This window comes from Cupriavidus sp. 8B, from assembly GCF_054589115.1.
Genome location: NZ_BAAILO010000107.1, coordinates 62,165 through 75,338 on the forward strand (window position 1 = coordinate 62,165; position 13,174 = coordinate 75,338).

Annotated in this window: 11 protein-coding genes; 10 read left to right on the forward strand and 1 reads right to left on the reverse strand. The window is 63.9% G+C overall.

The window, feature by feature from the left end; translation table 11 throughout:
• Nucleotides 1-5: 5 nt before the first annotated feature.
• The 6 genes from ACYP5B_RS12065 to ACYP5B_RS12090 all read left to right on the forward strand — a co-directional run bounded on the left by ACYP5B_RS12065 (nt 6) and on the right by ACYP5B_RS12090 (nt 7,442).
• Nucleotides 6-1,664, forward strand: a complete 1,659-nt coding sequence (locus tag ACYP5B_RS12065; RefSeq protein WP_459569763.1) for an amidase family protein — start codon at nt 6-8, stop codon at nt 1,662-1,664.
• A gap of 211 nt (nt 1,665-1,875) precedes the next feature.
• Nucleotides 1,876-2,889 (forward strand): tripartite tricarboxylate transporter substrate binding protein, encoded by a 1,014-nt coding sequence (locus tag ACYP5B_RS12070; protein WP_318237295.1) that lies wholly within the window; start codon nt 1,876-1,878, stop codon nt 2,887-2,889.
• A 42-nt stretch (nt 2,890-2,931) separates the two neighbouring features.
• A complete protein-coding gene (locus ACYP5B_RS12075) occupies nt 2,932-4,683 on the forward strand; it encodes an IlvD/Edd family dehydratase (RefSeq protein WP_400096201.1) in 1,752 nt (583 codons plus the stop codon).
• A 12-nt stretch (nt 4,684-4,695) separates the two neighbouring features.
• Nucleotides 4,696-5,637 carry a 2-hydroxyacid dehydrogenase gene (locus ACYP5B_RS12080; protein ID WP_459569764.1) on the forward strand — a complete coding sequence of 314 codons (942 nt, stop codon included), beginning with the start codon at nt 4,696-4,698 and terminating at the stop codon, nt 5,635-5,637.
• Nucleotides 5,638-5,742: 105 nt separating this feature from the next.
• Nucleotides 5,743-6,528 carry an SDR family oxidoreductase gene (locus ACYP5B_RS12085; RefSeq protein WP_400096199.1) on the forward strand — a complete coding sequence of 262 codons (786 nt, stop codon included), beginning with the start codon at nt 5,743-5,745 and terminating at the stop codon, nt 6,526-6,528.
• Nucleotides 6,529-6,710: 182 nt separating this feature from the next.
• Nucleotides 6,711-7,442: a ribonuclease activity regulator RraA gene (locus ACYP5B_RS12090; protein WP_459569765.1), complete on the forward strand. Its 732-nt coding sequence runs from the start codon at nt 6,711-6,713 to the stop codon at nt 7,440-7,442.
• Between the two features lie 51 nt (nt 7,443-7,493).
• Here ACYP5B_RS12090 and ACYP5B_RS12095 read toward each other — a convergent pair whose 3' ends face one another.
• Entirely contained in the window at nt 7,494-8,378 is an 885-nt protein-coding gene (locus tag ACYP5B_RS12095; protein ID WP_459569766.1) for a LysR family transcriptional regulator, read from the reverse strand.
• Nucleotides 8,379-8,486: 108 nt separating this feature from the next.
• Here ACYP5B_RS12095 and ACYP5B_RS12100 point away from each other — a divergent pair, with 108 nt between their 5' ends.
• The 4 genes from ACYP5B_RS12100 (at nt 8,487) to ACYP5B_RS12115 (ending at nt 13,088) form a co-directional block, all read left to right on the forward strand.
• Nucleotides 8,487-9,419: a dihydrodipicolinate synthase family protein gene (locus tag ACYP5B_RS12100; RefSeq protein WP_400096196.1), complete on the forward strand. Its 933-nt coding sequence runs from the start codon at nt 8,487-8,489 to the stop codon at nt 9,417-9,419.
• Between the two features lie 88 nt (nt 9,420-9,507).
• Nucleotides 9,508-10,521 (forward strand): Bug family tripartite tricarboxylate transporter substrate binding protein, encoded by a 1,014-nt coding sequence (locus tag ACYP5B_RS12105; RefSeq protein ID WP_459569767.1) that lies wholly within the window; start codon nt 9,508-9,510, stop codon nt 10,519-10,521.
• A 42-nt stretch (nt 10,522-10,563) separates the two neighbouring features.
• Nucleotides 10,564-12,108 (forward strand): UxaA family hydrolase, encoded by a 1,545-nt coding sequence (locus tag ACYP5B_RS12110; protein WP_459569768.1) that lies wholly within the window; start codon nt 10,564-10,566, stop codon nt 12,106-12,108.
• A 38-nt stretch (nt 12,109-12,146) separates the two neighbouring features.
• Nucleotides 12,147-13,088, forward strand: coding sequence for an SMP-30/gluconolactonase/LRE family protein (locus ACYP5B_RS12115; protein WP_400096193.1), 942 nt, complete (start codon nt 12,147-12,149; stop codon nt 13,086-13,088).
• The last annotated feature ends 86 nt before the right edge of the window (nt 13,089-13,174 follow it).

Below are 13,174 nucleotides of genomic sequence, written 5' to 3' on the forward strand. Positions count from 1 at the left end.
CCAGCGTGGCCAATCCTTCGGGACGCTTTATTTTTTGTGGTTCGATTAAATGTTTATCCTTCCCCGTTAACCTTGATAGAAGCATTCTGATGAAGCAGATCGCAGTCAATACAATGGTAGTAGTATCCGGGTTGCTACCTTTAGCAGCTTATTCAGCGGACAAGCCATTTGATATTATGGAATCGTCCGTTGCCCAGATCCATGAGGCAATGCAGGCGGGAAATTTGACATGCCATGGACTTGTAAAGAACTATCTGGATCGAATTCAGGCTTATGATAAGCAGGGCCCGGCATTGAATGCCATGCTCTACATTAATCCGGATGCTCTTGCGCAAGCAGATGCCATGGATCTGGAATTCAAGCGCAGTGGAAAAATGAAACCATTGCACTGCATTCCAACAGTCCTCAAGGATAATTACAATACTGCAGACATGCCAACCACTGGGGGCTCCGCTTCGTTGGCTGGGGCGCGGCCCGCAGAAGATGCGTTTGTTGTAAGTAAACTAAAGAATAATGGTGCATTGATTCTTGGAAAGACTAATCTTCAGGAGTTTGCGCTAGGCGGCGTTACTGTGAGCTCCCTGGGCGGGCAGACAAAGAATCCCTACGATCTAAAATTGACTCCCGGTGGCTCAAGCGGCGGCACCGCGGCGGCACTGGCTGCAAATTTCGCAACGATCGGTACCGGATCGGATACGGCAAATTCGCTTCGTTCGCCGGCTTCTAGCAATAGCCTGGTTGCAATTCGGCCGACGCTTGGATTGGTCAGCAGATCTGGCATCGTGCCGGTTTCCTTCACTCAAGATGAAGCGGGACCTATTGCGCGTTCGGTGGGCGATGCCGCCCGCATGCTCGACGTCATGGCGGGGTATGATCGAGCCGATCCAGTGACTGCATTTAGCGTCGGGCACATCCCCAAGACGTATACCGATTCCCTGCGCAAGGAAGGGTTGAAAGGGGTGCGGATCGGTGTAATGCAGACTCTTTTCGGAAATGGGCCAGACCATCAGGAGGTCAATCGCGTCATGGCGAATGCGATCGATATTCTGAAGAAGAAGGGAGCAATTATTGTGCCCGTCTCAACGCCGGAGATGGATACTGATAAATTGAATGCTGGCCTTGATGTGCAGAAGTATGAATACAAAAGCAGCATTAATGCCTACCTCAAAACGGGCGGAAAAAATTATCCCGCACATTCACTGGATGAGATCATCGCCAGTGGAAAAACGCATCAATCGCTGAGTAAATTCTTGCTGTCCGCCCAAGGTCTGGAAAATGGCCTGAATGAACCGGACTACAAGGAACGGATACTAAAGATCGAAGCGCTTAAGATGAGTCTTGCAAACTTGATGGCGGAAAATCGGCTGGATGCGATGATTTATCCACACCAAAAACGCCTGCCTGTGCCGATTGGAGAGTATGACCAGAAGGAACGCAATGGTATTCTGGCTTCGCTAACAGGTTTCCCCGCCGTTGTTGTTCCTGCCGGGTTTTCTTCTCCAACCGGGGATGCTCCGCGCGGCGTGCCCGTCGGCATGGAGTTTCTCGGTCAGCCCTGGAGCGAGGCTCAACTGATCCAGTACGCGTATGGTTTCGAGCAGGCTGCCCTCGCGCGCAGGGCACCAGCGTCCACGTCCACGGCGCGCTTAGCACGCGCCGACTGAAAAGCCATTTCTTGAAGAGATGGCCGCGCAGCGTGGAATGCTGGCGCTAGCCAGCCTGCGCCTCGCCCCGGTGGGGGCGCTGCCGAAACCAAAATAATCTTTTGGTTAATCGGTCTGGGGATCGCTTCTTCTTATCTTCCGTCTTCGTCAAACTCCGTACATGACGCACCCCCCGCCAGGGGTGCGTCGACAACAAGAAACCGGAGACGACATGGAATTCCCCATCACCAATGCGACTCGCAGAACCCTGCTGCGGGCCGGCCTGTTGGCCCTTGCCGCCATGACCGCTTTCACCCTTGCACCGGCCGCGTTCGCGGCCTATCCGGACAAGCCGATCCGGCTGGTCGTGCCTTATCCGCCGGGCGGCGCTACGGACGTGATCGGTCGCATCGTCGCCACCCGCCTGGGCGAAGTACTGGGCCAGCAAGTGGTCGTTGACAACCGGGGAGGCGCAGGCGGCAACATTGGCGCTGAAGTGGTCGCCCGGAGCACGCCAGACGGCTATACGTTGCTCATGGGCGCACTCACGTCTCACGCCACCATGGCCACCCTGGAGAAGGGGCGCTTGCGTTACGACATCATCAAGGACTTCACCCCGGTGATGGTAGTCGGCTCCGTGCCATTGGTGGTGGTGGTCAATCCCAAGGTGCCGGTCAGTACGCTGCAGGAACTGGTCAAGTACGGCAAGGCCAATCCCGGCAAGCTTAACTATGCCTCGTCGGGTGCCGGCGCCCCGCAGCGCATGGCGGCCGAGATCTTCAAGAAAGACGCAAACATCGACATGACCCATGTGCCGTACAAGGGCAGCGGCCCCGCCATGACAGACTTGGTGGCCGGCCAGGTCAACATGATGGTGGAGACCGTGCCGGCCGCGCAGCCGTTCATCAAGGCGGGACAGTTGCGCGCGCTTGCCGTGGCGGCGCCGACGCGCATCTCGATGCTGCCGGACGTGCCCGCTGCCGCCGAGAGCGGCATGCCCTCGCTGGACGTCAGCTCCACCTTCGGCGTGCTGGCACCTGCGGGCACGCCCGCACCGGTGGTCGAGCGCCTGAATGCGGCGCTGACCAGGATCCTGGCAATGCCCGACGTCAAGGCACAGTTTCTGAAGCAGGGTGTCTATGCCTTGCCGCCGACAACCCCTGAAAAGGCGGCCGAGCGCCTGCGCATCGAGGTCACCCGCTGGGAAAAGGTAATCACCGACGCCCATATCAATTCCGATAGCTGAACGATAGCTGAACGATAGCTGAACCGACTTCTCCTCACGACCATGACCCCTACCAAACCGAAAGGACCGGACACTTCCGCCGCAGACACAGGCCTTCGCAAAGGACTGACCAACTATGGTGACCTTGGGTTCTCGCTGTTCCTGCGCAAGGCCTTCATCAAAGGCTCAGGCTATACCGATGCGGCGCTCGACCGCCCGGTGATTGGCATCGCCGATACCGGTAGCGCATTCAACCCGTGCCACGGCAACATGCCGCAGCTGATCGAAGCGGTGAAGCGCGGCATCATGCTCGCCGGCGGGTTGCCGATGGCGTTCCCGACCATCTCCATCCACGAGAGCTTTGCCGCGCCGACCAGCATGTATCTGCGCAACCTGATGTCGATGGATACGGAGGAAATGATCCGCGCCCAGCCGATGGATGCCGTGGTGCTGATCGGCGGCTGCGACAAGACCGTGCCGGCGCAGCTGATGGGCGCGGCCTCTGCCGGCGTGCCCGCGATCCAACTGGTCACCGGTGCCATGCTGACGGGCTCGCACCGCAGCGAACGCGTGGGTGCATGCACCGACTGCCGCCGCTACTGGGGCAAGTTCCGCGCCGGGGAGATCGACGCGGATGAGACCGCGCAGGTCAACAGCCAACTGGTGGCCAGCGTCGGCACCTGCTCGGTGATGGGCACCGCCAGCACCATGGCCTGCCTGGCCGAAGCGTTGGGCATGAGCCTTCCGGGCAGCGCCACGCCGCCGGCCGTGACCGCCGACCGCATCCGCATTGCCGAGGAGACCGGCGCACGCGCCGTGGCGATGGCGCGCGAGCGCCTGACCATTGACAGCATCCTGACGCCGGCTGCGTTCGAGAATGCCATGCGCGTGCTGCTGGCCATCGGCGGCTCGACCAACGGCATCGTGCACCTGGCGGCCATCGCCGGCCGCATGGGCCTGGATATCGATATGCAGGCGCTTGACCGCATGGGCCGCGAAACGCCGGTGCTACTCGATCTGAAGCCGAACGGCCAGCATTATATGGAGGACTTCCACAAGGCCGGCGGGATGGCCACTTTGTTGCGCGAACTGCGCCCGCTGCTACGCCTCGATGCGCTGACCGTCACCGGCCGCACGCTAGGCGAGGAGTTAGATAATGCCGGCCCGGGCTTCGCACAGGATGTGGTGCGAAGCATGGACAATCCGATCTACCCGCAAGGCGGCATCGCCGTGCTCGCCGGCAACCTGGCGCCTGGCGGCGCAATCATCAAGCAGTCCGCGGCGAACGCGGAGCTGATGGAGCACGAGGGCCGCGCGGTGGTTTTCGAGAGCGCGCAGGACCTGATCGAGCGCATCGACCTGGACGACCTGGACGTTAACGCCAACGACATCCTGGTGCTGAAGAACATCGGCCCCAAGGGCGCGCCGGGCATGCCCGAGGCCGGCTATATTCCGATCCCGCGCAAGCTGGCGCGGGCCGGCGTCAAGGACATGGTGCGGATTTCCGACGGACGCATGAGCGGAACCGCGTTCGGCACGGTGGTGCTGCATGTGACCCCCGAAGCCGCCGTAGGCGGGCCGCTGGCGCTGGTGCAAACCGGCGACCGCATCCGCCTGAGCGTGAGCCGCCGCGAGCTCGCCCTGCTGGTATCGGACGAGGAACTGGAGCGCCGCCGCGCGGCTTTCCCCGTGGTCGAGCCGAGCGCGCCGCGTGGCTATCTGAAGTTGTTCCTGCAGACCGTGACGCAGGCTGACCAGGGCGTCGACTTCGACTTCCTGCGCGCGCCCGAAACGCGCGGCAAGGCGCCAGAGTGAGGAGGGGTGGGCATGACAAGCGATACACGTGAGCCGGTGCTGCGCATCGGCCTCTTCGACGCTGTGCAGCAAGACGTCATCGACGCCGATTTCCGCTGCGTCTGCGAGGCCGAGATCGCGGCTGACGGTGCCTTGCGCGGCGCGGTGCGCGCCATCGTCACGCGCAGCAATTACCAGGTGCGCGCGGAGGTAATCGACCGCCTGCCTGCGCTGCGGGTGATCGCGACCTCCGGCGTGGGCTACGACGGCATCCCCGTCGCCCATGCGGCCAAGCGCGGCATCGTGGTCACCAACACGCCCGGGGTGCTGGACGCGGCCGTCTGCGAACTCGGCATCGGCCTGTTGCTGGCTCTGCTGCGCCAGATTCCTGCGGCCGACCGCCATGTGCGCGGCGGCGCCTGGCGCGAGCACAACTTCCCGCTCACCACCAGCCTGGCCGGCAAGCGCGTGGGCATCGTCGGGCTCGGCCGCATCGGCATGGGCATTGCGCGGCGGCTGACGCCCTTCGGCGTGGATCTGGCCTACACCGGCACGCAGCGCGCAAGCCTGCCATACCGCTATTGCGAAAGCCCCCTCGCGCTCGCCGCGTCGGTAGACATCCTGATCCTCACCTGCCGCGCGACCGAGCAGAATCGCCACCTGGTCGACGCCGCGATACTGGCTGCGCTGGGGCCGAACGGCTACCTGCTCAATATGGCGCGCGGCAGCGTGGTCGACGAGGCCGCACTTGGCGAGGCCCTGAAGGCCGGCACCATCCGGGGCGCGGCGCTCGATGTGTTCGAGTCCGAGCCGCTGGCCGATTCGCCGCTGAGCGCGCTGCCGAACGTGTTGCTCTCTCCGCACGCGGGTTCGGCCACGCGGGAAACGCGCGCGGTGATGCTGGGGTTGATGCTGGATAACGTGCGAGCCGTGCTGGGCGGGGGCGCGGCGTTGACGCCGGTGGCCGTGGTGTGAGCGCCGGGCTGCTCCCAACCCGGCAGGCAACCGAGAAGTGTCAATCCAAGCGTTTCAAGTTTTTCAGGTTTTTCAGGTTTTTCAGGTTTTTCATGTGAGGCATTCATGCAATTAGGAATTGAGGGCAAGGTAGCTCTGGTGCTGGGCGGCGGTGGCGGCCTGGGCACCGCCATCGCGCTGGCGCTGGCAGCGGAGGGCGCGAAGGTCGTGGTCGCAGACGTCAATGAGCAAGCAGCAAGCCGCACCGCCGCTACGATCACCGCCAAGGGCGGCGCGGCGCTAGCGCGCACCTGGGATCTCGCGGACCTGGCGTCGATCGAGACCCATGTCGCCGCCATCGAGGCCCGGTTCGGCCAGGTCGATATCCTCGTCAACAATACCGGCGGGCCGCCGCCCACCACCGCGTTCGGCCAGGAAACGGCACTGTGGCGCAAGCACTTCGAAAGCATGGTCCTGTCGGTGATCGCGATTACCGACCGGGTGCTGCCCGGCATGCGCGCCAGGCAGTGGGGGCGCATCGTCACCAGCACCTCATCCGGCGTGGTCGCGCCGATTCCGAACCTGGGCATTTCCAATGCGCTGCGCTTGACGCTGGTGGGTTGGTCCAAGACGCTGGCGCGTGAAGTCGGCCGTGACGGCGTGACGATCAATATCGTGCTGCCGGGGCGCATCGCCACTGACCGCATCCGCTTCCTGGATGAAGCCAAGGCCGGGCGCGAGCATCGCCCGGTGGCGGACGTGTCGGCCGAAAGCACCGCTGCCATCGCCGTGGGCCGCTACGGCCGCCCGGAGGAATATGCCGATGCGGTGGCCTTCCTGGCCAGCGACCGCGCCGGCTATATCACCGGCTCGACCATCCGCATCGACGGTGGCCTCATCCAGAGTATTTGAACCCGTGCGCAAGTACGTGATGATGCGCCGCGGGATCCTCACCTGCGCGGCGCAAGCCAGCGGCGGCCATGTCGGCCACCGCCCGGCACGAAGTCGACCACCTGCTGCGGCGTCTGGCAAGGCATGACGGGCGTGCGGCACTGGCTGATTCAACCCCAAACCAAATGAAACAAGGAAACATCATGGCGACCGCATCGCTTCCCCTCGACGAGAGCGTGGTCAAGGCTCTGCAAGGCGTGACCACCGCCACCCTGACCACCGTGCTGCTCAAGCACGGCCTGCGCAACATATGGCTGCGCGGCACGCAGCCGCTGGCACCCGGCCAGCCGCGCCTGGTCGGCCGCGCTTTTACCTTGCGCTTCGTGCCCGCTCGCGAAGACCTTGCGACGCCGGCCTCGTGGGGTTCGCCGATTTCCACGCGCGCGGCCATCGAGGACATGCCGGCCGGTTGCATCGCGGTGGTGGGTGCGCTGGGCGTGACCGACGCCGGCATCTTCGGCGATATCCTGTGCGCGCGCCTGCGCAAGCGCGGTGTGGCCGGGCTGGTGACGGATGGTGTGGTGCGCGATGTGGCGGGGGTGCTGGGCACGGGATTGCCGGTGTGGTGCCGGGGCGTAGCGGCATCGCCTTCGGTCGCCGGCCTGACCTTCGTCGCCTGGCAGGAGCCCATCGACTGCGGCGGGGTCGCGGTGTTCCCCAACGATGTCATCGTGGTGGATCAGGACGGCGCGGTGCTGATTCCTGCCGCCATGCTGGACGAAGTGATTGCCGCCTCGGTGGAGCAGGAGCGTCTGGAGGGCTGGATCATGCAGCAAGTGGAGCGCGGCGCGCCGTTGCCCGGCTTGTATCCGCCCAACGAGGAGAACAAGGCGCGGTACAAGGCCTGGACGGAAGGCCAGGCGGCCGAGCGCTAAATGCTGTGGGCGCCACCGCGCGTGCGCACCGCGATGGCGGCGGCCGCGCGGTCAGCGTTCCCCCGCCCGGCGCGAGGAGGCCAAGCCGAAATCCAGGAATGCCTGCGACAGGGCGGCGTGCGCTCCGTGTGGCGACCACAGGAACCCCACCTTGCGCACCGGTGCCCGCCCGGGCAGCGGGATCCGCGCCAGCTTCAGGCCCTCGGGCCACGGCGGCGTCCAGTCCGGTACCAGCGAGACGCCGATGCCCTGGTGGACCATGGTGGCGATGGCATTGAGCGCATCGATCTCCAAGCGCTCTTGCGGCACGATGTTGTGCTCCTGCAGGTAGCGGTCTGCCACCATCCCCCCCCACATGCCGCGGTCGTAGCGAATGAATGGCTCGCTGGCGAGCAGGTCATGCGCGCCGCGGCCAGCCATGGCTTGCGATGCCAGCACGATAAACGGTTCTTCCACCAGCACTTGCCAGGCGAATGCCTTGGGAATCGTGAACTGCGGCGCCACGATGATGCCAGCGTCCAGGTCGCCCGAGACGATGCGCCGGTACAGGTGCGAAGAGGCGCCCGGCTCCACGAAGATCTTCAGCTGCGGATGCGCCGCGTAGAGCCCCTCCAGGATCCGCGGCAACAGACCGGTCAACGACGAGGTCGACACGCCCAGCCGCAATTCCCCCAGCAGGGTGTCGTCATGCGCCACTGCGCTCAGGTCGCGCACGTCGCGCACCACCGCGCGCGCCTTGGGCAGGACGCGCAAGCCCGCCTGGGTTGGCTGGACCGTGCGGCCCGCTCGCTGGACCAGGGGGGTATCCAGCGCGTCCTCCAGCGCCTGGACTCGCGCCGCGATTGCCGCTGCCGTGAGGCCGAGGCGACGCGCGGCTTCCGCGAAGGAACCGTACTCAACCACGGCAACGAAGCTCTGCAGGTAGCGGGTGTCCATAACAAAAAAATTCTATTGATTGAACGAGGCGGTCAATGCTGTTTTTGCATTCTGCCAGTTTCTACAATCTGTCTCAATTCGAATCAAGATTCCCCCAGGAGACGACCCATGAGCAATGTTTCCCGCCCCCGCGGGGTTTTCTCTCCCGTGCTAACGCCGTTCGGCGCCGACTATGCGCCGGATGCCGAGCGCTTCGTGCGCCATTGCCGCTGGCTGACCGCGCAAGGCGTGGGGCTGGCGGTGTTCGGCACCAACTCGGAAGCCAATTCGCTGTCGGTCGACGAAAAGCGCAGCTTGCTGGACGTACTGCTCGAGGCTGGTATTCCTGCCGCCCGGTTGATGCCCGGCACGGGCGCCTGCGCGCTGCCGGATGCCATCGCCCTGACTCGCCACGCCGTGGCGGCGGGCTGCGCCGGCGTGTTGATGCTGCCGCCGTTCTACTACAAGGGCGTCAGCGACGATGGCCTGTTCCGTGCCTTTGCCCAGGTGATCGAGGGGGTGGACGATGCGCGTTTGCGGGTCTACCTGTATCACATCCCCGCCGTGAGCCAGGTGCCGCTCGGCCTGGACTTGGTCGACCGCCTGTTGAGCGCCTATCCCGACATCATCGCCGGCGTGAAGGACAGCTCGGGTGACTTCGCCAATACGCGCGCCATGATCGAGCGATTCGGCGCCCGCGGCTTCGACGTGTTCTCCGGCACCGAGGCTCTCCTGCTGGAAACGATGCGCGCCGGCGGCGCCGGCTGCATTACCGCCACCGGCAACGTCAACCCCGCGCCCATCGTGGGCCTATACCGCCACTGGCGGGATGCCGACGCCGACGAGCGCCAGGCAGCACTCAACCGCACCCGCGCCGCCTTCCAGCAGTTCCCGATGATCGCAGCCATGAAGGAGGCCATCGCCGCGCAGAGCACGGACGAGGCATGGCGCATCGTGCGCCCGCCGCTCACGGAGTTGCAACCCGGCCAGCGCCTGGCCCTGGCGCAGTCGCTGGACGCGCTGGGCTTCGTGATGCCGGACGCGCAACTGCTGGCGGCCTGAACCGACAACGGGACCATCGGCCCATCCGTGGACAAAGAACCGCGATGGACCAGTGCTGAAAACAAGACATAACAACCGGGAGACAACCATGCCAACCACCCCCTTCAGCCACCAGTCCAACCATGAGCGCCGGCGTATTGTGCTGTGCGCAGCGATTGCCGGCATCGTGGCGATACTCTGCGCCTCGCCTTCAAGGGCCGCCGACGCTTATCCGAGAAAGACCATCCGCATCGTGGTGGGCTTCGCCCCCGGCGGCGGCGCCGACATCGTGGCCCGCCAGATCGGTGCCCAACTCGCCAAGCAGACGGGCCAGACTGTGATCGTCGATAACCGGCCCGGGGCCACCGGCACCATCGCCGCGACCAACGTGGCCCAGTCGGCCGCCGACGGCTATTCGATGATGCTGGCGTCGCAGTCGACCATGGTCATCGCGCCGAGCCTGTACGCAAATCTGCCATTCGATCCGCTGAAGGATTTCATGCCGGTGACGCAAGTGGTATCGATGCCGCTGGTGATGGTGGTGCATCCGTCGGTGCAGGCCCGCACGGTGCAGGATGTGATCGCGCTCGCGCGTGCCGACAAGCTGGGCAGCTATGCCTCGTCGGGCGCTGGCGGACCGCAGCACATTGCCGGTGCACTATTCGATTCGATGAGCGGCATCAAGCTGACGCATGTGCCGTACAAGGGGGAGGCGGCGGCGCTGACCGACGTGATGTCCGGCACCGTGCCCCTGATGTTTGCCAACGTGCCGGTAGCCGCACCGTTCATCAAGAGCGGCAAGCTCAAGGCCATCGCGGTGTCCAGCCTGGCGCGCGCCCCGGCGCTGCCGCAGGTGCCAACAATGTCGGAGGCGGGGTTGAAGGACTTCGAGGTGCTGACCTGGTATGGCCTGTTCGTGCCTGCCAAGACGCCCAAGCCTGTCGCCAGCAAGATCAGCGACGAAGTCGGCATAGCCCTGAAAGATCCGGGATTGCGCGCCAAGTTCACCGAGCAGGGGCTCACTATCCTCGGCACCAGTCCCGAACAGTTCAGCACGTTCATGACCACCGAAGTCCCCAAGTGGGGCGGCGTGGTGAAAAGCGCCGGCATCCAGGCCGAATGAGCGCCTGGCCTTTATCCGATTCCGCATTCCAGGAAACGTAGTATGGAAACCCAGCAAAAGAGCATCATTGGACCTTGCATCCGCCTGCATCCCGCGGACAACGTGTTGGTCGCCCGCATGAATGTGGCCATCGGCGCGCAAATGCCGGGGGAAACCTGGGGGGTGCGCAGCCAGGTGCCCGCCGGCCACAAGATCGCCGCCCGCTTTATCAAGGCCGGCGAGCCGATCCTGAAGTACAACGTCTGCATCGGCTTTGCCGCAGCCGACATCCAGCCGGGCAGCTACGTCCATTCGCACAACGTCAGCTTTCAGGAATACGAGCGAGACTACGCCTTCAGCCGCGATTACCTGCCCGTGGTCCCGATCGAAGCCGACCGGCAGGCGAGCTTCGACGGCATCGTGCGCGATGACGGCCGTGTGGGCACGCGCAACTATCTCGGCATCCTCTCTACGGTGAATTGCTCGGCCACCGTCGTACGCAAGATCGCGGAGTGGTTCACGCCGCAGAGGCTCGCCGACTTCCCCAACGTCGACGGCGTGGTGGCGTTCAGTCACTCGCTGGGCTGCGGCATGGAGATGACCGGCGAGCCGATGGATCTGCTGCGCCGGACCATGGCCGGCTATGCGCGCCACGCCAACCTGGGCGCCGCACTGATCGTAGGGTTGGGTTGCGAACGCAACCAGCTAAAAGGCCTGCTCGACACGCAGTCTCTGGAACCCGGTCCCTTGCTGCGCACCTTCGTCATGCAGGAAAGTGGCGGCACGCGCAAGACCATCGAGGCCGGCATTGCCGCGGTCAGGGAATTGCTGCCGCTGGTCAACAGCGTGGAGCGCCGTCCTGTGCCGGCCAGCCACCTGACCGTGGGCCTGCAGTGCGGCGGTTCGGACGGGTTTTCCTCCATCACCGCCAATCCGGCGCTGGGGGCGGCTGTGGATCTGCTGGTGCGCCACGGCGGCACCGCCATCCTGTCGGAGACCCCGGAAATCTACGGGGTGGAGCACACGCTGACCCGCCGTGCCGCCAGCCGCGCAGTCGGCGAGAAACTGCTGGAACGGGTACTCTGGTGGAAAGAGGACTATTCCGTCGGACGTGACGTGCAGATCAACGGCGCGGTCAGCCCGGGCAACCAGATGGGTGGCTTAGCCAACATTTTCGAAAAGTCACTGGGCTCGTCGATGAAGGGCGGTACGGGTCCGCTGATGGAGGTGTACCGCTACGCCGAGCCGGTCACCCAGCACGGGCTTGTATTCATGGACACGCCGGGCTACGACCCGGTCTCGGCCACCGGGCAGATCGCCGGCGGCGCCAACCTGATCGCCTTCACCACCGGACGCGGCTCGATGTTCGGCGCCAAGCCTGTACCCAGCCTCAAGCTGGCCACCAATTCGCCGATGTACCGGCGGCTTGAGGAAGACATGGACCTGAACTGCGGCACGATTCTGGACGGCGAGAAAACCATCGAGCAGGTCGGCGAAGAGATCTTTCAGCTGATGCTGCTTACCGCTTCGGGCAAGGCGTCGAAGAGCGAACTGCTAGGGCTCGGGGACAACGAGTTCGTGCCCTGGCATATCGGCATCATGAGCTGACTGCCGGCATACGGGAACAGCAAGAAGGAAGGTACGTCATGTGGCAACCAAGTGCACGATACCCCGATCCTCGCATTCAGGTGCTGGATCCGGAGTTCGAGAAATACCGGATCGCCTACGCCGCGGTGGAGCAGATCGCAACTGGATTTCGCTGGGCGGAAGGGCCAGTCTGGTTCGGCGATGGCCGCTTTTTATTGTGGAGCGACATTCCGAATAACCGAATGATGAAGTGGGAGGAGGAGACTGGCGCGGTCAGCGTGTACCGGCAACCGTCCGGCTACGCCAACGGCAACACGCGCGACCGGCAAGGACGATTGATCACGTGCGAACACGGCGGGCGCCGCGTTGTGCGTACCGAATACGACGGTAGCCTCACGGTGTTGATCGACCGCTTTGAGGGAAAGCGCCTCAATTCGCCCAACGATGTCGTCGTCAAATCTGACGGTTCCATCTGGTTCACCGATCCGCCAATGGGAATACAGGGCAACTACGAAGGTCGCGCCGCGACCCCGGAACTACCGCACTCGGTCTACCGGATCGATGCCGGGTCGGGCTCGCCGACGGTCATGACAACTGAGTTGAAGGGGCCCAACGGCCTGTGCTTCTCCGCCGATGAGCGCATCTTGTACGTCATCGAATCGCGTGGGACGCCAGGGCGCAAGATTTGGGCCTATGACCTCGTCGACGGTGGCACGCAGATCGCCAACGGAAGAATCCTGCTCGATGCGGGCGCAGGAACCATCGACGGCATGCGCTGCGATATTCACGGAAACCTATGGTGTGGTTGGGGCATGGGCAGCGACGATCTTGACGGCGTCATGTGCGTGTCGCCCGAGGGAAAACTGATCGGCCGGATCGCGCTTCCCGAACGCTGTGCCAATCTCTGTTTTGGTGGGCTGATGCGCAATCGGCTCTTTATGGCTTCTTGCCAGTCAGTCTATGCCTTGTATGTGAACACGCAGGGCGCCGTAGGCGGCTGAGTCTTCGATTTGCCGTACAAACTTCCTCCTCTGCGCATCAAGATGCATTCGTCGTAGTGAACTCTCTTTTCCGCTTCAAGTCTGCC